The 21,158-nt window shown below is 57.0% G+C and carries 20 protein-coding genes; 16 read left to right on the top strand and 4 right to left on the bottom strand.

Going from position 1 to position 21,158, the window contains the following annotated elements; genetic code table 11:
- Window positions 1–322: 322 nt before the first annotated feature.
- The 11 genes from QUG01_RS07135 to QUG01_RS07085 all read left to right on the top strand — a co-directional run bounded on the left by QUG01_RS07135 (window position 323) and on the right by QUG01_RS07085 (window position 11,714).
- Window positions 323–4,078 (top strand): glycosyltransferase, encoded by a 3,756-nt coding sequence (locus QUG01_RS07135; RefSeq protein WP_500829516.1) that lies wholly within the window; start codon window positions 323–325, stop codon window positions 4,076–4,078.
- Window positions 4,079–4,254: 176 nt separating this feature from the next.
- Window positions 4,255–5,103, top strand: coding sequence for a flagellin N-terminal helical domain-containing protein (locus QUG01_RS07130; protein WP_500829515.1), 849 nt, complete (start codon window positions 4,255–4,257; stop codon window positions 5,101–5,103).
- A gap of 216 nt (window positions 5,104–5,319) precedes the next feature.
- Complete coding sequence (locus QUG01_RS07125) at window positions 5,320–6,168, top strand: flagellin N-terminal helical domain-containing protein (RefSeq protein ID WP_106077659.1); 849 nt, start codon at window positions 5,320–5,322, stop codon at window positions 6,166–6,168.
- Window positions 6,169–6,242: 74 nt separating this feature from the next.
- Window positions 6,243–6,668, top strand: a complete 426-nt coding sequence (locus QUG01_RS07120; protein WP_500829514.1) for a flagellar protein FlaG — start codon at window positions 6,243–6,245, stop codon at window positions 6,666–6,668.
- Window positions 6,669–6,715: 47 nt separating this feature from the next.
- The gene (fliD, locus tag QUG01_RS07115; protein WP_500829513.1) at window positions 6,716–8,077 is read left to right on the top strand and encodes a flagellar filament capping protein FliD; all 1,362 of its coding nucleotides are present in this window, start codon (window positions 6,716–6,718) and stop codon (window positions 8,075–8,077) included.
- 52 nt (window positions 8,078–8,129) lie between these two features.
- Window positions 8,130–8,567: a flagellar export chaperone FliS gene (gene fliS, locus QUG01_RS07110; protein ID WP_500829512.1), complete on the top strand. Its 438-nt coding sequence runs from the start codon at window positions 8,130–8,132 to the stop codon at window positions 8,565–8,567.
- Window positions 8,567–8,914 carry a flagellar protein FliT gene (locus QUG01_RS07105; protein WP_500829511.1) on the top strand — a complete coding sequence of 116 codons (348 nt, stop codon included), beginning with the start codon at window positions 8,567–8,569 and terminating at the stop codon, window positions 8,912–8,914. Before fliS ends, QUG01_RS07105 begins: the two co-directional genes overlap by 1 nt.
- A gap of 135 nt (window positions 8,915–9,049) precedes the next feature.
- Window positions 9,050–9,403, top strand: a complete 354-nt coding sequence (locus QUG01_RS07100) for a DUF2802 domain-containing protein (protein WP_500829510.1) — start codon at window positions 9,050–9,052, stop codon at window positions 9,401–9,403.
- Window positions 9,400–10,461: a flagellar hook-length control protein FliK gene (fliK, locus tag QUG01_RS07095; RefSeq protein ID WP_500829509.1), complete on the top strand. Its 1,062-nt coding sequence runs from the start codon at window positions 9,400–9,402 to the stop codon at window positions 10,459–10,461. Before QUG01_RS07100 ends, fliK begins: the two co-directional genes overlap by 4 nt.
- Window positions 10,442–10,780, top strand: coding sequence for an EscU/YscU/HrcU family type III secretion system export apparatus switch protein (locus QUG01_RS07090; protein ID WP_500829508.1), 339 nt, complete (start codon window positions 10,442–10,444; stop codon window positions 10,778–10,780). Before fliK ends, QUG01_RS07090 begins: the two co-directional genes overlap by 20 nt.
- A gap of 67 nt (window positions 10,781–10,847) precedes the next feature.
- On the top strand, window positions 10,848–11,714 hold the full coding sequence (locus tag QUG01_RS07085; protein WP_500829507.1) for an NAD(P)-dependent oxidoreductase: 867 nt from the start codon (window positions 10,848–10,850) through the stop codon (window positions 11,712–11,714).
- Window positions 11,715–11,786: 72 nt separating this feature from the next.
- Here QUG01_RS07085 and QUG01_RS07080 read toward each other — a convergent pair whose 3' ends face one another.
- Window positions 11,787–12,056: an HU family DNA-binding protein gene (locus tag QUG01_RS07080; RefSeq protein WP_103317883.1), complete on the bottom strand. Its 270-nt coding sequence runs from the start codon at window positions 12,054–12,056 to the stop codon at window positions 11,787–11,789.
- Between the two features lie 945 nt (window positions 12,057–13,001).
- On the opposite strand from QUG01_RS07080, the gene QUG01_RS07075 reads away from it, so the two are divergent.
- Together QUG01_RS07075 and QUG01_RS07070 are read left to right on the top strand one after the other, a co-directional pair.
- Window positions 13,002–14,666, top strand: a complete 1,665-nt coding sequence (locus QUG01_RS07075; RefSeq protein WP_500829506.1) for a B12-binding domain-containing radical SAM protein — start codon at window positions 13,002–13,004, stop codon at window positions 14,664–14,666.
- A 248-nt stretch (window positions 14,667–14,914) separates the two neighbouring features.
- Entirely contained in the window at window positions 14,915–16,219 is a 1,305-nt protein-coding gene (locus tag QUG01_RS07070; RefSeq protein ID WP_500829505.1) for an IS4 family transposase, read from the top strand.
- A 64-nt stretch (window positions 16,220–16,283) separates the two neighbouring features.
- Here the strand turns inward: QUG01_RS07070 and QUG01_RS07065 are convergent, their stop codons facing one another.
- Window positions 16,284–17,150 carry a YicC/YloC family endoribonuclease gene (locus QUG01_RS07065; protein WP_103317855.1) on the bottom strand — a complete coding sequence of 289 codons (867 nt, stop codon included), beginning with the start codon at window positions 17,148–17,150 and terminating at the stop codon, window positions 16,284–16,286.
- 100 nt (window positions 17,151–17,250) lie between these two features.
- Here QUG01_RS07065 and QUG01_RS07060 point away from each other — a divergent pair, with 100 nt between their 5' ends.
- Genes QUG01_RS07060 through rph form a run of 3 tightly spaced genes read left to right on the top strand, consistent with a single transcriptional unit; the run spans window position 17,251 to window position 19,859 of the window.
- Window positions 17,251–18,225 carry a serine/threonine-protein kinase gene (locus QUG01_RS07060; RefSeq protein WP_500829504.1) on the top strand — a complete coding sequence of 325 codons (975 nt, stop codon included), beginning with the start codon at window positions 17,251–17,253 and terminating at the stop codon, window positions 18,223–18,225.
- Complete coding sequence (locus QUG01_RS07055; protein ID WP_500829503.1) at window positions 18,222–19,100, top strand: PP2C family protein-serine/threonine phosphatase; 879 nt, start codon at window positions 18,222–18,224, stop codon at window positions 19,098–19,100. Before QUG01_RS07060 ends, QUG01_RS07055 begins: the two co-directional genes overlap by 4 nt.
- A gap of 42 nt (window positions 19,101–19,142) precedes the next feature.
- Window positions 19,143–19,859: a ribonuclease PH gene (gene rph / locus QUG01_RS07050; RefSeq protein WP_500829502.1), complete on the top strand. Its 717-nt coding sequence runs from the start codon at window positions 19,143–19,145 to the stop codon at window positions 19,857–19,859.
- A 44-nt stretch (window positions 19,860–19,903) separates the two neighbouring features.
- On the opposite strand, the gene QUG01_RS07045 is transcribed toward rph, so the two are convergent.
- Both QUG01_RS07045 and QUG01_RS07040 read right to left on the bottom strand, forming a co-directional pair.
- Window positions 19,904–20,722, bottom strand: coding sequence for a trypsin-like serine peptidase (locus QUG01_RS07045; RefSeq protein WP_500829501.1), 819 nt, complete (start codon window positions 20,720–20,722; stop codon window positions 19,904–19,906).
- A gap of 90 nt (window positions 20,723–20,812) precedes the next feature.
- A partial coding sequence (locus QUG01_RS07040) for a hypothetical protein (RefSeq protein WP_500829500.1) occupies window positions 20,813–21,158 on the bottom strand: 346 nt, incomplete at its 5' end.

Below are 21,158 nucleotides of genomic sequence, written 5' to 3'. Positions count from 1 at the left end.
GCAGGCGAGTGGGGCCGGCGTAGGATTCCATACCTTATGTTTGTCTGGCATGGCCGTTGTCGAGAAAAATGCGTATGGTTTCAGCTGGCCGATCCGTAGCCGTCCTAATTATGTGCCGTTTAAAGCATGCCGTTGTCGGCCAGTTGATAGGCTGGCGCCGATTTGTAGCATTCATGATCTGACCAAGCGAGCAGCAGCCATGAAATCTCAGGAAAATAACGTGGAATCATTAAAACCTCGTAAGCCGCGCGTCGGCGTTCTGACTCGAGACCTGCAGGATGCCGCCTGCTACAAGCTGAGGCTGGGAGATCCTCTGAGTTTAATGTCGCCGGTGCTCGAGTCCTACCATTTCAAGAATCAGGCCGATCACAGTTACGAAGGCGTGTATCCCTTCAAAGAAGACAGTGACTTTGTCGCTGCGATGGATATGTTCATCGTGCAGCGCTTGTTTCCTTCCTATGAGTTCCGCCCTTTGCTTGAAGAGATGGTGGCGTCCGGCAAGCCTATCATTTATGAGATTGACGACTGGTTGCTGGACATGCCGGAAGAGCATGTCATGTATGGCATGTGCCAGCCTTCGTTTGAGGGCATCGAGTGGCTGCTGCCGCAGTGCGCGCTGGTCACCGTGTCGACCGAGGCGTTGGCGGAAAAGGTCAGGCGCTATACCGACAAGGTGTTTGTGTTTCCTAACCTGCTTGCCAGCGAGCGCCTGGTCGAACCCTTGCCGCACAGCGGCCATGTGACGATAGGCTTTGCCGGCACCAGCACCCACGCCAAAGACGTGGAAATGGTGTCCGCCGCGCTGAAGCGGATTTATCACGAGTATGCCGGCCAGGTGAAGTTCGTCTTCTGGGGCGATGTGCCTTCCAGCTTCGTCGGCATCAAGGACGTGCGCAAGGTGCCGGAGTTCGTCACCTACAACGAGTATCTGCCGGAACTGGCCAAGCTCAAGATCGACATCGGCGTGGTGCCGCTGGTGCAGAGCGAATTCAACGACTACAAGTCCGACCTGAAATGGCTGGAGTATTCGGTGGTTGGCGCGGCTTCTGTGGTGTCTGATGTGACATCCTATGCGGCGCTGAAGGACAGCGGCCTGGCAACGGTAGTGGAAAATACCGAAGATGGCTGGGTGACGGGGATCAGCAAGCTGATCGACGACGCCGAGCTGCGCGTCAGCCAGGCCGCGGCCGCGCGCCGCCATGTGCTGGAAAACCGTCTGCTGGAAGGGCGGCTGCAGGAGCTGTTGGCCCGCTATGCCGAGCTGCTGCCCACACATCTGAAACCGCAGCCCTTGCGGCAGCTTGGGCGTATCGTCACCTATGCCTTGGCCGAGAGCGACGTCGATGGCTTGAAGGACTATCGCAAATGGGTCAAGCGCCGCGCTTTGCGGGAAGTGCACGCGGAACAGCTGGCTGAGCGCATGTGCCTGGCGTGGAAGCAGGTGCCGATGTTCAATTTGATCGTACTGGCGCCATCGAATCGTTTGGCCAGGCTATCGGAAACCTTCACCGCCATGGAGAGCGTGCTTTATCGCCAGTGGCGTTTGATCGTGGTGTCCGATGCGCCGCAACCTGACCCGATTTTCAGCAACAATCCACAACTTGCCTGGCTGCAGCTGGATAATCTGGATGATGACTCTCAGGTAACGCAAGTCGTCAACGGCGTCATTGCCGATGTGCCGTCAGATTGGATCATGTTGTTGCCCGCCGGGGCCCGTTTGCAGCCTCATTCGCTGGCGAGAATCGGCGAGGAGATCCATGCGCATCCGGGGAGCGCCGCCATCTACAGCGATCACGATATCGTCTCGCCGATGGGCAAGCGATTCCGTCCCTCATTTCTGCCGGACTTCTCGCCTGAGTACTTGCGTTCGATGGACTACGTCGGCTATGCGGTGGCATTCAATACCGAGGCCATCGCCAAGATCGGCGGATTCCAGCCTTATCCGCGCGCGCATTGCTATGATGCTTTACTGCGCGTGTTCGAAGCCTGGGGAGTGGAGGGCATTCGCCACATCGACGATGTGTTGGTGTCGCTGCCTTGGGTGGATCCCAAGCTCGACAATCTGGGTAACGCCTCGCGCCGCGTGGCGCTGGAAAGCCATAGCCAACGTTGCGGCTTGCCGGTAACGGTGTCCGAAGGCCTGGTGCCCGGCACTTTCCATTTCGACTACAAGTTGTTGGCTACGCCGCTGGTGTCGATCATCATTCCCACCAAGGACAAGCTGGAATGTCTGGAGCCATGTCTGGCCAGTCTGTTCGGCATTACTGGCTACCAGAATTTTGAAGTGTTGCTGGTCGATAATGGCTCGGAAGATCCGGAAACCTTCGAATATTACGAAAAAGCGCAAGCGCACTATCCGGGCCGGATTCGGGTGCTCCGCTATGACGCGCCATTCAATTTCTCGGCGCAATGCAATCTTGGCGCGACTGAAGCGCGGGGCGAATATCTGTTGTTGCTGAACAACGATACCGAAGTGATCTTCGCCAATTGGCTGGAGCGGATGTTGGCCACGGCGCAGCAACCGGGCGTCGGAGCGGTGGGCGCCCGTCTGCTGTATCCGGAGATTGGCCGTGTACAGCACGCCGGCATTGTGTTGGGCATGCCGGGCGGCATGTATTCGGTGGCGGATCATGTGTTCGAGGACATGGATTATTTGTTTGCCGGTTACTTGAACCGCAGCCTGACCATGCAGAATTACTCCGCGGTGACGGCGGCTTGCCTGCTGGTGGAAAAGCAGATTTACGATGCGGTGGGCGGCATGGATGCGGAGACGTTTCAAGTCTGCTTTAACGACGTCGACTTTTGTCTGAAGATACAGGCAGCCGGTTTGCGCAATGTTTACAACCCCTTTGTCGTTTTGTACCACCATCACGCCAAGAGCATCGGTCGTGTCACCACTGATCCGCGTCCAGCTCTGCGCGCCGCGGTGCGTGAGCGGGACGAGATGGAGGCGATGCTGGCGCGTTGGATGCCGGTGATGAGAAACGATCCTGGCTTCAGCCGGCACTTGTCGCTGCGTACCAAGCGCGTGGCGCTGGACCCGGACCGCATTGTGGCTTGGGATCCAAAGTTGCCTGGCCGCAAACGGGTGCTAGGCATTCCGGTACCCGGCGGCAGCGGCGAATATCGCTTGAGCCAGCCCTTATCCGTGCTGCAGGAAATGGGCAAGCTGGATGGCGAGATTCACCAACCATCCGCCGGGTTGCCCACGGCGGTGGAACTGGCTCGTCAGTCGCCAGATACCATCCTGCTGCATACCGGCATCAGTGATTACATCTACGAGTCTTTGGATGCGTATCGTAAATACACGCCGGAAGTGCGGGTGGTATTCGGCCTGGACGACTTGGTGGGCGGCGTGCCGGAAAAGAGCAGCTTGTATGACCATTGGTCCCGCCATTACCCGGATGCCAAACAACGTCTGCGCCGCGTACTGAAGCTGTGCGACGCCGCCGTGGTGTCGACCCAACCCTTGGCTGACTTCATCCAGAAAATGGTTGGCGATGTCGCTGTGGTGCCAAACCGGCTGCGTAAAACCATCTGGGGCGATTTGAAATCAGAGCGGCGCACAGGCAAGAAACCCCGCGTCGGCTGGGTAGGCGCCGGCCAGCACCGTGGCGACCTGGAGTTGATCCATGAAGTGATCCTGGCCACCTATCAGGAGGTGGACTGGATATTCATGGGCATGTGCCTGCCGCAATTCCGCCCGTATGTGGCCGAGATGCACCATGCGGTGACTTTCGCCGACTACGCGGAAAAAGTTGCCAGCTTGAATCTTGACCTCGCCGTCGCGCCTCTGGAGCTGAACCCGTTCAACGAGGCCAAGAGCAACTTGCGCTTGCTGGAGTACGGCGTGCTGGGCTGGCCGGTGGTATGCACCGACATTTACCCGTACCAGACCAATCATGCGCCGGTATGCCGAGTGCCGAACCGGGCGGACGCCTGGATCGAGGCGATACGTTCACGCGTCCATGATCTGGATGCGCTGGCGAAGGAAGGCGATACGCTGCGAGCGTGGTTCAATCAGCACTATTGGCTGGAGGATCACTACGAGGACTGGTTCCAGATTCTGCACGGCTAATTTTTTGCAAGCGTCAAAACCCTCGGGGTGCAAACCCGAGGGTTTTTATTTTTAAAGGGAAAATGGCTTTATTTTGGTAATTTTACCGGTTTCGTCAAAGTTCCTCATGGGCAGCCGATCAACTCACCATCAGGCAATTATCTTGGTGAGCCCACTGGGCTGATAAGGGGAATGAAATGGCAATTACCGTCAATACCAATATTACGTCGCTGCAAGCCCAGCATAACCTCAACGGCTCACAGGCCTCGTTGTCTCAGTCCTTGGCTCGTTTGTCTTCCGGTTTGCGCATCAACAGCGCCAAGGATGATGCTGCTGGTCTGGCAATTTCACAGACGCTGACCTCGGCCATCCGCGGCAATAACCAAGCGATCAACAATGCCAATGACGGCATCTCCGTCGGCCAGACCGCGGAAGGCGCGTTGGGCCAGATTGCCAACAACCTGCAGCGCATTCGTGAAATCGCGGTGCAGTCCGCCAACGGCTCGGTCAGCAACACTAACCGCTCGCAGCTGCAATCAGAAGTGGATCAACTGACCCAGGAAATCTCGCGTACCGTGCAGACGACTCAGTTCAATGGCACCCAGCTGTTGTCTGGCAGTGCGGTGCTGATGTTCCAGATTGGCTCATCCGGCGATGCCAGCAACCAGGTTTCGATTTCCTCGGTGGATCTGGCTACATCTGCTTCCTTGAACAGCTTTAACTCCTCTCTGACCAATACTGGCACGATCAATATCACGACTCAATCGGGTGCTTCGGCCATCCTGTCGGCTCTGGATAAGGATATCGCCCAGATATCCACGGTGCGTTCGAACTGGGGCGCGGTGCAGAACCGTTTTGATGCGGTGGTGGCAAACTTGCAGAACTACACGCAAAACTTGACGGCTGCCAAGAGCCGGATCATGGATGTGGACTTCGCCTCTGAAACCGCTAATCTGACCAGGAATCAGATTCTGCAGCAAGCCGGTAGTTCTATCTTGAAGCAAGCTAACTCGCTGCCTCAGTCCGCGCTGACGCTGCTGCAGTAAAGCTTGATAGCTTGGACTCCGTGGCGGCTTGCCGCCGCGGAGTGACAAGAAAATAGGTGTAGGCTGGAGGAAAGCAGATGAGATGATACGCTGGTGGTGTTGATGGAAGGTCAAGTGTGAAAATTCACATTTTCACCGTAAAGTTCGGTTCGACCTGGTCGATAAGTGATGTAAGCAAGCCACTTTGCCCACACACAGAGCACCAGGAGAGTCATCATGGCCATTACCGTCAATACCAACATTACGTCGCTGCAAGCCCAGCTGAACCTGAATAATTCGCAGATGTCGCTGTCGCAATCGCTGCAACGCCTGTCTTCCGGCCTGCGCGTCAACAGCGCCAAGGATGACGCGGCTGGCCTGGCGATTTCGCAGACCCTGACTTCCGCCATCCGTGGTAACAACCAGGCGATCAAGAACGCCAACGACGGCACTTCGGTCGGTCAAACCGCCGAAGGCGCGTTGGGTCAGATCGCCAACAATATACAGCGTATCCGCGAAATCGCGGTGCAGTCTGCCAACTCGTCCGTCAGCAATACCAACCGTTCGCAGCTGCAAAGCGAAGTGGACCAGTTGACCCAGGAAATTTCGCGTATCGTGCAAACGACCCAGTTCAACGGCACGCAGTTGTTGTCTGGTAGCGCGGTGCTGACCTTCCAAGTCGGCTCGTCCGGCGCCAGCAGTAACCAGGTATCGATTTCGTCCGTGGATTTGACTTCGGCCAGCGTGTTGTGCAGCTACAACTCCTCGCTGACGGCAACGGGCACCATCAACATCACCACGCAGTCCGGCGCGTCGGCCCTGCTGTCCACGCTGGACAGCGACATCGCCGAAATCTCCACTGTACGGTCCAACTGGGGTGCGGTGCAGAACCGGTTTGACGCGGTGGTGGCCAACCTGCAGAACTACGTACAAAACCTGACCGCAGCCAACAGCCGTATCGTGGATGTAGACTTTGCTCATGAAACGGCTAATCTGACGAAAAACCAGATTCTGCAACAGGCCGGCGCCTCGATTCTGAAGCAAGCTAATACCATACCTCAAGCCGCTTTGACGCTGCTGCAATAAAGCGTAATCTGATGGTATAGCCAGAGTGCAGCTCCGGTTGGGCAGCCGGAGCTGCGTTCATGAGGAGTATGATCATGCAAATCCCGTCCATTTTATCGCCTGCCGCCCCTGCGCCGGCGGCGCCGGTGCAACGTCAACAGTTGGTGGAGTTGGCCCAGGCACCCACGGGTGATCAGAGTCAGCCCGTTTTGGCCGATTCCTCACAGGCCGTTGCAGCGGCTGGGCAGAGCCAGCAGCAACAGTCTTCTGCGGATGCGCAAAAAAAACAGCTTACCGATCCCAAGCAACTGCAGGAATCGGTGAACCAGTTGAATAATGCGGCAACGTTATACAATAGCTCCTTGCAGTTTTCAGTCGACAAGGACACCGGCGCAACGGTGGTGAAAGTCGTCGACAAGGAAAACAACAAGGTGATTCGTCAGATTCCGTCTGAAGAAGCGCTGCGCATCGCCAAGGCGATCGGTGACTTCAAAGGACTCTTGCTGAAGGACAAAGCCTGATCCAACTGTCCTGATGCGATGCGGTGCGAACATAAGGACACAAAAAAATGGCAGCCATTACCAGTTCCGTGGGCGTTTTGGATGTGCAGGGCATTGTCAGCCAGCTGATGATGATTGAAAGACAGCCGCTAAATGCCAGTTTGGGAAAGACTGACCAGTACAATACTCAGTTGAGTACCGTTGGCAGACTGAGTTCGTCCTTGTCTGCGCTGCAGACGGCGATGACTTCGCTGTCGTCCGGCCGTTTCCTGCAGGTTTTCAAAGCATCGGTCAGCGATGCTTCGATGGCCGCCGTATCCACGACCAGTGGCGGCAATGCCGGCACTTTCCAGATATCAGTGCAGAATCTGGCGAGCAACCGACAGTTGGTTTTTGATCAGGCGGGCGGGCTGACCATCACCGACAGCAAGGCCGCAATCAATAACGCGCCGGACCAGCTGACGTTCCAGATCAATGGCAAAACGCAGACCATCAAACTGCGCGACAAGCCCGGTGATCCGGTGTCCTTGCAAACCATCAATGACAAGATCAACGCGGCCAGCATCGGCGTGAATGCCAGCTTGGTGGAGAACAACAAGCAGTTCAAACTGGTGCTGACCGCGGCCAGTTCCGGCACCGACAACCAGTTCACCATCGGCGGCAGCGACCATGATTCCGGCAATACGGCCGGTTCTACGCTGGCGGGGCTGACTCAGAGCGACGCCGCGGCCAAAGAGTCGCAAAATGCCCAGAACGCCAGCCTGACCGTCAATGGCGTGGCGGTGAGCGCGGGCAGCAATCGCATATCATCGGCTGTGGCCGGCGTGGAAATCGACTTGTACAAGCCGGGCAGTTTCACGGTCTCGCTTGCGTCAGACAACGCCGGCATCAATAAGAACCTGCAATCGTTTGTTGATGCTTACAACCAGATCGTCAACGATGTAAAGGATGCGCGTAAAGGCGCTCTGAAGGGCAATGCCTCGATACTGGATATTCAGGGTCAGCTGCAACAAGTGCTATCGGTCGGCGTGAATGGCGCGGACCCGCTTAATTCCTACGCCTTCCTGTCGCAAGTCGGCATTGCTCTGCAGAAAGATGGCACGCTGAAAGTTGATCAGAACGCATTCAATGATGCGCTGAAAAAGGACAAGCAAGCCGTTGCCAACTTGTTTGGCAATGCCGACAATACGGGCTTTGCCCAGCGCTTCAATCAGGCTATCAACAGCATGCTGGGCCCGACCGGCCTGATCGAAACCAGCAAGGCCTCGATCAAGAGCCGCGTGGATCAGGAGTCTCAGCTGCAAAGCTCGCTGCAAGCGAGGCTGGACAACAAGCAACGTCAGTTGTTGCAGCAGTATACAGGGCTGAACAAAACGTTGGCTGAGATGCAGGCAGGTTCGAATAGCCTGTTCAACCTGATTTCCAAGTAGAATCGCAGAAGGCGGCGTAGGCTGCCTGATGCCCCAGAATTGATGGTGACTCATGCTGAATTCACGAATGCTCAAGCAGTTCAATCAGGCCTATGCCAACGACGCGCTGAAAGCGGCGATATACGGCGCGAGTCCGATTGGCATCGTGGTGATGCTTTACGAAGGCGTGATCAAGGCGTTGAGCTCCGCCAGCATCGCGATTGATGCGGGCCGTTTCGATGAAAAGGCTCGGATGATCAACAAGGCCGTCGACATTTTGGAAGGGCTTCGCATCGCGCTGGACCTGGAACAAGGCTCCGAAGCCGCGGTCAATCTGAATGACCTTTACATTTACATGAAGATGCGCCTGGCCAAAGCCAGCCTGAAGAACGACAAGGAAATCCTGGCCGAAGTCAAAGGCTTGATGGAAACGATTCTGCCTGCCTGGCAACAGGTTGACCGCGCCAATGCTGCCACGCAGGCCGAGGCCAATTCCAGTTCTGGAGCGTGATGACAGGCATGCCCGCGCAATTCGCTTCCACCCCTAAGGGCTTGGCTAATTTAATAGACCAGCTGGAGCCTTTGACGAAACAGTTGCTGGAAGCGGCCAATCAACGCGAGCGGCCGCGTTTTGTTGAATTGTTCACCTTGCATGAAGGCTATACTCACCAGCTATTGCAACGGCTGGAGGCCGGCGAGCGAGACAAACTCAGCCCTGAACAGCGCGACGCCTTGAAGCGCGTGTTGGTCTTGCGTCTTGAGGTGCAGACGCAGATCGCCTCCTGGGCGGATCAGGTCAAGCATGAGTTGAGGGCTTTGAGCCAGAGTTCCAAGCTCAATCGTCAGTACAAATCATGATATTGCGTTGCTATATGTCGGCCCGCTTGGCGGGGCGACGTCTTGGATGAGGAATGAGCCGGTTTTGACTTGGGTTGCGCTATTTTTCGCCATACACTTAAAGTCAATGTGGATGCTCACCCAAGGGGATTCTCCATGACCGGCGCCTTCTTCCCGTACCTGATGGTTGCGCTGTGGCTTGTGCTGGCGGTGGCCATTGTTTACCTGTTCGGCCGATTGCAGCGGCTGGAAAGCAAGCGGGACAGCCTCACCTCGCTGTATCTGGACCAGCAACAGCAGCAAATCAGCGCCCTGCAGCGGGATGTGGCGCGCTTGCAGTCCAAGCTGGAGCACCAGGCGACCGGCGATGCCGGATTGAGTCCTTACAATCAAGCCATAGAAATGATACGCCAGGGTTTGACCGCCTCCGAGGTGGCTTCTCGCTGTGGTATTTCACGCAGTGAAGCCGAGCTGATCGTATCGCTTTACCGTAATAGCCCCACCTCATGATCCCATCGTTACCGAACGCTGTTTCCACCGCCTCGCAAGGCGCGGCGCAGACGCTTAACCAGCTGCGCACCTCGGTGGATACCAGCCGGCTGCTGGAGGCGCTCAGCCAGCCGGATAGCCCGCCATCCTTGATGGTGGGCGAATTGCTGACGGCCAAGGTGGCAGACCAACTAGGCAATAATCAGTTGGCCGTTCTGATCAAGAACGCGCTGTTCACGTTGAACCTGCCCCAAGGCACCCATTTGCCCAGCGATACCCTGAATCTGAAAGTGGTGTCGCTGTCTCCGACGCTGACCTTCCAATTGCAGGATGGCGGCAAGGAAACGCCGCCGCCGCAGGACAGCTCGGTCGCCGTCAAGCTCAGCACTGCATCCCGTTACCTGACTACCTTGCTCAGCACGCCGAAAGAGGGTGCGAATGCTGCGGAAGCCGGCGCAACGGCAAAGCATTTGCCCTTGCAGCTGGATGCCGGCGAGCATCCGCCGGAGCAACTGGCCAAGCAGCTGCAGTTGAACGTCAAACAGAGCGGCCTGTTCTATGAGTCCCATCTCAAGGATTTCAGCAATGGCTTGCATCCTCTGGAGCAGTTGAAACAGGAGCCGCAGGCTAAGTTGACGCTGACCATGCAGGCCTTGGATGAGGGGCAAAAGAATAACAATGCGGTCAAGCCGCAATTGCAGGAACTGGGCCACTTGGTGCAGCGGCAATTGGATGGCTTGGAACAGCGTACCGTGCAGTTTCAGGGCCTGGCCTGGCCTGGCCAGTTGATGGAGATGCAAATCCAGCAGGAACCCATGGAAAACGAGCGCCAGGGGGATGGGCAGGAGGACATTCCAGTGTGGAATACCAGTCTATCGCTGGCTTTGCCGGCGCTGGGCGGCATGGGGGTGAGGGTGCGCTTGGTTGGACAGTCGGTACAAGTGTCTTTCAAGGCCGAAGACGAGGATACGAGCCAGCTGATCAGGCAGCATGCCGCGCGTTTGCGCGATGGCATGGAGGCCGCCGGCCTGACCTTGGCTGGCCTGGCGGTGAGTCAGAATGAATCGGCAGCAGAATGACGACAAGCGCCGCTCCGCGGTGGCGCTGTCATATCAGGATGGCCATCGTTCGCCGCTGGTGGTGGCCAAGGGATATGGTCAGATGGCGCAACGCATCATCGAATGCGCGCAGGATGCCGGCGTTTTCGTCCACGATTCGCCCGAGCTGGTTTCGCTGTTGATGCAGGTTGATCTGGACAAGCATATCCCTCCGGAACTGTATCGAGCCGTCGCTGAAATCCTGGCATTCGTCTACTACTTGGAAAAGCAGGCGGGTTCGGCGCAAACCGAATTCGAAGACTGGATCAACGACCGGCGCGCGCCAGTCAGCAACCGTTAAGCCCCTAGCGCCGTTCGGCGCAATCGCCTATGCTCAGCCGATTATGTTTCCGCGCAGGGAGAATGGCATGCAAATTGGTTATATCGGTCTTGGCATCATGGGGCGTCCCTGTGTCCTCAATCTGTTGAAGGCGGGCCATCCGGTCCACGTCTGGGCGCGCAAGCGCGAGAGTGCCCAGGCTTTGCTGGATGCCGGCGCGGAATGGGCATCCAGTCCAGCGGAGTTGGCCGCGCAGGTCGACGTGCTGGTCACCAATGTGTCCGATACGGCCGATGTCGAGCAGGTATTGCTGGGTGAGCGCGGCGCAGTCCATGGCGGCAAGCCGGGACTGGTTTGCGTGGATATGAGCACCATCGCGCCGAATGGCGCGCGCCGCATCGCTGCAGCCTTGGCGCAAAAGGGGATTGATTTCCTGGATTGTCCGGTGTCCGGCGGCGAGGTGGGGGCCATCAATGGCACCCTGACTATCATGGTGGGCGGCAAAGCTGAGGCCTTGGACAAGGCTCGTCCAGCCTTGCAAGCCATGGGGCAGACCATTACCCACATAGGCGCCAGCGGCGCCGGCCAGGTGGCCAAGGCGTGCAACCAGATCGCAGTCGCAGTGGGGGTGGCGGCGGTGGCCGAAATCGTCAAACTGGCGCGCGCCTGCGATGTCGATCCCGCGCCGGTACGGGCCGCGCTGCTGGGCGGTTTCGCGCAAAGCCGTGTGTTGGATGTGCATGGCCAGCGCATGATAGACGACAACTACGCGCCCGGCTTCAAGGCCAAGCTGCACGCCAAGGATATGCACATTGTGCTGGATACCGCGCGTGAGCAGGGCATCAGCCTGCCGGCGGCTGAGCGCACAATGCGTTTGATCGACCAATTGGTCGAGCAGGGCGATGGCGAGCTGGATTCGGCGGCGATTGCCAGGCTGATCTGGCAACAAAACTAAGCTTGTGGGCATGCAAAACGGGCCGCGCAGTTTGCGCGGCCCGTTTTCAATGATGGAGGCGGGATCGGGCGCTTAGCCGATACGATCCTTCAATTGCTTGCTGGCGACGAACGCCACCTTGCGTTTGGCCGGAATCTGGATGGTTTCGCCGGTCTTCGGATTGCGGCCGGTGCGGGCGGCGCTTTCCTTCACCTTGAACTTGCCGGCCACGATGCTGAGCTCGCCATTGTTGGCCAGGGTGTCCAGCAGCACTTCGTCAAAAGCGGCCAATACGCGCAGTACGTCGGCTTTGGTCTGGCCGGACTTGTCGGCGAGCAGGGCAATCAGTTCGGCTTTGGTCATGGTGCATTTCTTTCAGGTATCAGCTTAAAGATTCATTTTCCGTGATTTCGCGTAGGGAATAAAGCATATCTGGCATATTTCGCTTACAAATCGACTGAGTATGAGCGTTTACGTGGCGTGCCCGCCTCAGCCCGTGTGTCTGGAAGAGAATTTCAAGAGCGTTAACGAGCGATGCGCTCGGGTACATCAAAGGGGGCAGCTTTTCCTTTAGCCAAGATTTGCGCTCCGCGCGAATCTGCCTGTTTTTGAAGCCTTGTTGGATGACTATACTTTTGGTGCTCTGAGCTTGCACTCTACCTACAAGAGCGTGCCAAGACCCATTGCACCCAGATCCGTACAGTACAGATTCTTCCTAGCACAGGGCCAACTGGCATGGCAAGGGCGTGCGAAGAGCGACCTGTTCGTTCATCCCCTGGCGGGTTGGCTGAATCTACATGAGGAAGCATTGTTGGCGCAGAATAAATTCAATACATGGGTGGCCAAATACTGCTTTTCAAAATATATATATAGCATTTTCGCGTTTCGACCCAAAGCCTATGTTGACAACGCGGGCTGCTTGGAAAGTGTATCCTTTCAAGCACCAGTTTGGTGCTGATGGCCTCATCATGTGTTGGATAGACGGAAGCGGTTGCGGAAGGTGCCGTCTGGCAAAGCAACAAGATCCAATCATCCACAGTTTTGTTGCGATGGTGTTAAATCATCCATCAGTTTGTCGATTTCCATCGAAGTTGCTGCTTGCCAGCCCGGTCAGATGAGATAGTAGCATTGCCAGAGCGCGAAGCGCTGAGGGCTGGGGGAGACATCGGCTGGCCTTAAGCAAAGCCAATGGTGGCCGATAGCAATACAGGGATCGGGTGCATACAAGGCTTACAGAGTTGCTTTGGACTGAGACAATTTAGTTATGTGATCACTATTCGTGTGGAATAGAAAATAAGCGAGGTAAAAATGTCTTCTAATTGTTTGTTGATTATTCCTCCAAATATTACCTTTGACGCATTCGTCAACCCATCTGCGAATAGTAAATATTGGACCCATCGCAATGGGAGAAAATATGGTGTATTGATTACGGATGTGCCGCTGGGGGTGTTGACTATCAGCGCTTGGTTGAAGAGTAAGTGCGATACTGATGTAAAAGTAATCGATTTTAATACGGAAGTACATAAAACATGGGATGATCCTGATGCGGATTCATTCCATGATTGGTTTGACAGGGTGTTGACGTCAGTTAGAGACTCCGGGTTTGATCCAGATGTAATTGGTTTTTCATCGTTGTTCATAACGGGGTATGAAAATTTACTGTCTTTGGCTGAGGCGTCGAAGCGAATATTTCCAAAGGCATTTCGAATTTGCGGCGGCAATTTGCCTACTACAATGTATCGTGAGGTTTTTTCCGATGCGGCAGATGCATTTGATGCTCTCTGCTTTGGAGAAGGGGAGCTACCCATCTCCGAATTGATGGCTGCAAAGGATAAAAAATCTTATTGCGATAGCTCTATGCAGTGGATTACCAAGAAGAACTTGGTCTTGGGTGGGGTCTATCAACACAATTTTATTTCTAATTTGGATGAGATTCCTGATTTGGATTATGATTGTATTGACTTGAAGGATTATCATCTCAATCCAACTATTAAAGCCTATACCTCGATAGGCGATAGAACTAATTACATTACGTATATGGGGAGTCGAGGCTGCCCGTTTCATTGTACATTCTGTGCCGCTCATACGGTACACGGGCGTAAAATGAGAGCCTTTACAATTGAGAGGATTGAGCGGGAATTAACAGATCTGTGCAATAAATATTCCCCTAATACCTTGGTCATTGAAGATGATATGTTTTTATGGGATAAGGAGTGGGCCGCTAGCGTACTGAAAATCGCGCAAAAGCTGAATCTTGTCTGCTTTTTCCCAAATGCTTTGGCCTTGTACGCTTTGGATAGGCCCATGTTGGAGGAGCTTTATAAGACCGGCGTGAGGCAGCTGACGCTTGCGGTCGAGTCCGGTAGCGCCCGTGTTCTGAAGGAGGTTATGAAAAAGCCGCTGAAGCTTTCCATCACTAACCGAGTAGTGCAAGATTGTCGCGAGCTGGGTATTTATACTGACTGCAATATCATCATAGGCATGCCTGGCGAGACCTTGAGTGATATTGATGATACCAGAGAATATCTAAAAACCTTGGACGCCAACTGGTATCGAATCAATGTTGCGACACCATTGGCAGGGAGTGAGATGTATATCAAGGCAGTCAAGAATGGCGAAATTAAAGGCGACATTCGAATGGCTGGATATAAGAAGTGCGTAGTGCAAACAAAGGATTTTACACCTTCTCAAATTGAGTCTATTGCCTACGACATAAACCTAGAAATGAATTTCTTGAGAAATTCCGATATGAAATATGGACGGTATGAGCGAGCTCTTGAAACGTTCAATAACGTGCTGCAGTTAAGAAATGACCATGCGTTAGCAATGTATAAAGTGATTGAATGTCGATCTCATCTTGGAATGGATGAGGATAAAGAAATACTGTCGAAAAAGCTCGATGAAATGCTCGAAGGGAGCGCATTTTGGAAGAAGTACTTTATTGATCATGACTTGCGTATACCAGAGTATTAATTACTTACAAGGCAATTTCCAGATGCCGCCATGCCTGGTTGGGCTGGCGGCGTTTTATTGAGATGCAAGGGAGTAAATTCGCCGACAGGCGAGGCTTATGTGGTTTTGCTGACTCTTCATGACACGGCATGAATTGAAAAAGCCCCGTCTGGCGGGTAATGCCGTTCACTTAAGAGTGTGAACGGCATTTTTCATGGCGCGAATCTTGCTCATATCTCGGCTAAGTTTATTCTCATACCCCGGTTCCGATGGTTGGCAAGTCCTACAAATACCCTGATTTCACTGCACTTTCTCAGCAGATTGACCCCAACGGGGTCTCTCATGCCTTAGCTGTCACCGGCAAGGCCAGCGTCCGACGGCGTAAATTGCCGGCAGAACAAGCCGTCTGGCTGGTCATTGCGCTCGCCATGTACCGGCATCAATCCATTCCGGAGGTCGTGGCTCACCTCGATTTGGCACTGCCTGACGAGATCAATCCGGGCATCGCCAAAAGCGCCTTAACGCAAGCGCGACAGCGGCTCGGAGAGGAGCCGCTGGCGCAGCTATTTGCGCTGAGCTCAGTGGCTTGGGATGAACGGCATCGGCACAGACAAACTTGGCGCGGGCTCACCCGGTATGCTATTGATGGCAGCACATTACGAACTCCTGACACCCCAGAAAATCGCCAGCACTTCGGTGCCCAGGTCTATTCCTCTGGTGTTGTGGCGAGCTACCCCCAACTGCGGCTCTTGACCTTGACCTCTCTGAACACCCATCTGGTCCGGGATGCCGTGTTTGGTCTGTACGACAAGAATGAAATGCGCTACGCCCGTGACTTGCTGCCATCGATTCCGGACCACTCGTTGACCATCTTCGACAAGGGATTTCTCAGTGCTGATTTGCTCCTGCAGGTTCAGCAGTCCGGCATGAGTCGGCATTGGCTGATCCCGGCCAAGAGCAACAGCAAATGGGAGCGTCTGGACCCACATCCGACCGATTATCGGGTGCGGATGAAAGTCTCCCCGCAAGCGCGCGAACACAATCCGGCCCTGCCGACACACTGGGTGGCCCGCGTTATCGAAACGGCATCTAGAGGTGGGAAACGGCGCATCTTGCTGACGTCGTTACTGGATGCCAAGGCATGGCCTGCCAAGGAAGTCGAAGCGCAATATCTGGAACGGTGGCGAGTCGAAACTAGTTACCGCGAACTAAAGCAGGAATTGCTTGGGAGCGAGCTGACGTTACGCAGCGGTACACCGGAGACCGTGCGACAAGAAGTATGGGGGGCGCTGCTAGCCTACAACCTAGTCCGGCTGGAAATGGCCGAGATGGCGCGAGAAGCAGGCGTCATGCCGACAGAGCTAAGCTTCACGACGGCGCTGCATTATTTGCGCTATGAATGGAGCTGGATGGCGATCAGTAGTCCCGGCACCTTGCCGGTGCGCTTACAGCGCCTACGAGAGCGCCTTGGAGAATTGCTGCTTCCAAAACAACGGCGGGGGCGCGAATGCCCCCGCGTCGTGAAGAAGTTACCGTCACGTTACCCGACCAAACAGGTTCGATCCGTTAAATGAACGGCATTACCGTCTGGCGGGGCTTTTGTGGTTTTGCTGACACGCCATGACACGGCGTGAAAGTTTACTCGATGTTTTGTATCTGCTCCCGCATCTGCTCGATCAGCACCTTCAGTTCGACAGAAGCCTGCGTGGTGTCGGTGGAGACGGACTTGGAGCCCAGGGTGTTGGCTTCGCGGTTCAGCTCCTGCATCAGGAAGTCCAGCCGCTTGCCGGATTGACCGCCGGTTTTGAGGATGCGGCGCACTTCGGTCAGGTGGGTGGTCAGGCGCGACAGCTCTTCGTCTACGTCTATCTTTTGCGCGAACAGCGCAAACTCCTGTTTCAGACGGTCGTCATCGACATTGCCCAGCGCTTCCTGCAGGCGGCCTGCCAGCTTGGTCATATAGCCTTCCAGGATTTGCGGCAGCTTGGGCTTGATGGCGGCGACGATGCCTTCCATGGCTTCGATGCGCTCGATCAGCACCGCCTTCAGTTTTTCGCCTTCGCGCCCGCGCGAGGCGTTGAAGTCGGCCAGCGCGGTTTGCAGCGCATCCAGGCACAGCTGGTGCAGCACTTCCGGCGCCAGTTCGTTGCTCTTCAGCACGCCGGGCCAGCGCAGCAGCTCGCCGACGGACAAGCCTTTGTTGTCGGCGCATTGTTGCTGCACTTCACGGGAGACTTCCAGCAGCCGGCCCAGGAAAGCCTGGTTCAGCTCCAGCGTCGGGGCGGCGCTATCGACTTGGTTCAGGCCGACGCGGCATTCCAGTTTGCCGCGGGTGACGCGGGCGGCGATTTGTTCGCGCAGTTGCGGCTCGATGATGCGCAACTCCTCCGGCAAACGCATTTGCACATCGAGATAGCGATGATTGACGGCGCGAACCTCTAGGCTCAACATCCCACCAGGGAATTCCCGGGTGGCGGCGGCAAAGCCAGTCATGCTCAATATCATGCGGGGCTCCTGATTATTGAAAAGATTTCCAACGGCCGGGCCCGAATTGCTTTGCTAAGATCAATCCTGGGCCAGAGGACACTATATCAACTGCGATCCCATGACTCAATCCAGCAAGCAAACCCCGTTGCCGCCTGGCTACCGTCTGGCGGAGTACACCATTGTGCGCCAGCTGTCCGTAGGCGGCTTCAGCATTGTCTATTTGGCGCTGGACGACGACGATCGCAAGTTCGCCATCAAGGAATACCTGCCGCGCAACCTGGCCGCGCGCAATCCCAACGGCGAGGTGACCGTTCCGCTTGAGCTGGACCGAGATGCCTTCAATCTGGGGCTGAAATGCTTCTTCGAGGAAGGCCGGGTGCTGTCCGCCATCGCCCATCCCACGGTCGTGCGCGTCAGCAACTTCTTTCGCGCCAACCATACGGTGTATATGGTGATGGAGTATGCCGAAGGCCGCTCGCTGGCGCGTGAGCTGGAGCTGGTGGGCGGCCAGATGCAGGAGCGGCAGGTCCGCAAATGGTTTGCCGCGCTGCTGTCCGGTTTGCGCGAGGTGCACAGCCAGCGTCTGCTGCATCTGGACATCAAACCCGCCAATATCTATCTGCGCCGCAACGGCGTGCCCTTGCTGCTGGATTTCGGCGCCGCGCGGCAGACGCTGTCGCGCACCGCCAAGCATTTCGCCGCCATGTATACGCCGGGTTTCGCCGCGCCGGAACAGTACGACAAAGACCAGCCCTTGGGCCCGTGGACCGATATCTATGCCATCGGCGCCTGCCTGTATGTCTGCATGGGGGGGGATGTGCCGCCCGGCGCCAAGGCGCGCTTGGCCGGCGATACGCTGGTGCCGGCCGCCAAGGCCTTTCGTCATCAGTATTCGCGCGAGTTGACCGAGCTGTGCGACCGCTGTTTGGCGCTGCGTCCCGATGACCGGCCGACAACGGTGCTGGAGGTGCAAAAATCCCTGCAGCAGGAGGCGTATAGCGATCCGCTGCGCGAAACGGCAGGCGAGGGCAATCGACTGGTCGGCTGGATCAAGGGCTTGACTGGCGGCCGGCATGGAAAGGGAACGGAATGAAATTATCGGTCTTCCAGGAGAGCCGCATCGGCGGCCGCAGTTACAACCAAGACCGTTTGGCCATTGCCCATACCCCGGAGTCGGTGCTGTTGGTGGTAGCGGACGGCATGGGCGGCCATATGCGCGGCGAAGTGGCGGCGCAGATCACCGTGGATCTGCTGTGCGAGCTGTTCTATCAGCAGGCGTCGCCCACGCTGAACCATCCCAATCGTTTTCTGGTGAATGCCATCAGTTCGGTTCATCAGGTGATTCTGGAGTATGCCGCCGACCACCGGCTGCCGGACGTGCCCAGCACCACCGTGGTGGCGGCCATCCTGCAGCAGGACCAGTTGTTCTGGTGCCATGTCGGAGATTCGCGCTTGTATCTGATCGATCAAAAAGGCATGCGGCTGCGCTCGCGCGATCATTCCCAGGTGCAGCGCTTGATCGACCAGGGGCTGTTGACCGAGGAAGCGGCCAAGACGCATCCGGATCGCAACAAGATCTACAACTGTCTGGGCGCCTCCAGCGATCCGAGCATCGATATCGGCGAGCGCCAACCGATAGGCCCCGGCTGTTCGGTGCTGCTATGCACGGACGGCCTGTGGTCCCAGGTGCAGGACGCGGAGCTGGAGCGCGTCTTCGCCGGCCGCGGCGTCAATCAGGTGCTGCCGGCGCTGATCAATGTGGCGGAGCGTCGCGCCGGCGCTGGCGGGGATAATCTGTCGGCGATAGCCGTGACCGTGCTGGACGATGCGGTGGAGCTGGGCGAGCGCGACGATGCGCTGGACACGGAAAAGAATCCGCCGCGCATCGGCGGCCGGCTGATTCTGGAATCCAATCTGGAAACCATGCATAGAGAGATTCTGGCCAGCCAAGTGGGAAAGAGCGCTTGAGCGGTTATAATTGCGTTCATATCGATTTTACCGGACAGCTTCATGCGACCCTCCCAACGTAGCGCCGACGCCATGCGCGTCGTCCGTCTGACCCGTTCCTACACCAAACATGCCGAAGGTTCGGTGCTGGTGGAGTTTGGCGACACCAAAGTCATCTGCACCGCCAGCGTGGAAGAGACGGTGCCGTCATTCCTCAAAGGCAAGGGCCAGGGCTGGGTGACGGCGGAATACGGCATGCTGCCGCGCTCCACCGGCAGCCGCATGCGCCGCGAATCAGCCGCCGGCAAGCAGTCCGGCCGCACCCAGGAAATCCAGCGGCTGATCGGCCGCTCTCTGCGCGCGGTGATTGATCTTGCCAAGCTGGGCGAGCGTCAGATCGTCATCGATTGCGACGTGATCCAGGCCGACGGCGGCACGCGCACGGCCAGCATCACCGGCGCTTATGTCGCCTTGGCCGATGCGATTCGCGGCCTGCTGGAAAACGGCAAGCTGGCGGTCAATCCGCTGCGCGACCAGGTGGCCGCGGTGTCGGTGGGGGTGTTTCAAGGCAGGCCGGTGCTGGACCTGGATTATCAGGAAGATTCCGGCTGCGAAACCGACATGAATGTGGTGATGACCGGCAGCGGGCGCTTTGTCGAAGTGCAGGGCACGGCCGAGGGCGAGCCGTTCAGCGAGGAGGAAATGGCGGCGATGCTGGCGCTGGCGCGCAAGGGCATCAATGAGTTGCTGCAGCTGCAGCGCGACGCGCTGGCCGGCTGAGCGTCGGCTGTTTGATCAGAAAAGCCGCCTGTGGGCGGCTTTGTTCATTTGGCGGACTGCGGCGTCTTGCGGGCGATGAAATCGCGCAAGGCCTGGCTGAAAACCGGCGCCGACACGCTCATATTGTCTTCCAGCTTGCGGCGCGAGGCCGGCGGCGCCGAGCTTTGCACGGCGACGATGGTGGCGCGGCCCCGGCCGTCGATGGCGAAGATGGGCGAGCCGCTATTGCCTTCCAGCGTGTCGCAGCGATGGGTCAGCCGCCCATCGGCCCGCAGCGCGGTGGCCTGGCAGTGATTGTGGACGCGCAGGTGGCGTTGGTCGTCCACCGGATAGCCGCCCTGGGTGATGGTCCATTTGCGTTCGTCCAGCAGCTGCTTCAGTTGCGCGCTGTTGCCGGCGAAGACCGGAATCGCGCCCTGCTGCACGCCCAGCGCCTTGGCCAGGCGGACGAAGGCGAAATCGCGCGGGGCGATGGCAGGCGGGATGTAGACGCCATCCTTGCGGCGGATCAGCCCTTTCAGAAAAGCCTTGTCCACGTAGACATCGGTGATGCGGCTCTGCTCTTCGTATTCGTCGCCCCATAAGCCGACGGTGAAACTGATCGCCTTATCCATCCGGCCCTTGTCGTCCAGGAAGCAGTGCCCGGCGGTCAACACCACATCCGGCGCCACCAGCGTGCCGGTGCAGATATTCTGCGAGCGGGTTTCCAGCTGGCCGACGGCCTGCCATGGCATCTTGTTTGGCTTGGTCAACACGCGGTCGTCTTTGCCGAAAAACAGAATCTTGTGTTCGCGGCTCAGCGGCGCGGCATGCGACACCGCGGGGATCAGGACGAGGCAGAGGAAAAGGCGGGGGAGTTTCATCGCGCGGGGCACCAGAAATAAAAACGGGGCGCAGCGCGCCCCGTATCTTGCTATGCCGCTAAGCGAGAAGCCGCGGCATTCGCGCCATGATTACTTGGCAGCGGAAGCAGCGGCTTTCTTGGCAGCCGGCTTGTGAGCCTTCTTGGCCGGAGCGGAAGCGTCGGCTTTGGCGGCTTGAGCCTTTTGAGCGGCGGAAGCTTCTTTCTTGGCAGCGTGCTTCTTGCTGTGGTGCTTGTGGGACTTCTTGGCTACCGGAGCGGAAGCGTCGGCCTTAGCGGCTTGAGCCTTCTGAGCGGAAGCTTCTTTCTTGGCAGCGTGCTTGTGAGCCTTCTTGGCCTTCGGAGCGGAAGCGTCGGCCTTGGCGGCTTGAGCCTTTTGAGCGGCGGAAGCTTCTTTCTTGGCAGCGTGCTTCTTGCTGTGGTGCTTGTGGGACTTC

The sequence above is a fragment of the Chromobacterium sp. CCUG 76385 genome (assembly GCF_059916625.1).
This window is presented reverse-complemented; position numbering and strand designations above follow the sequence as displayed.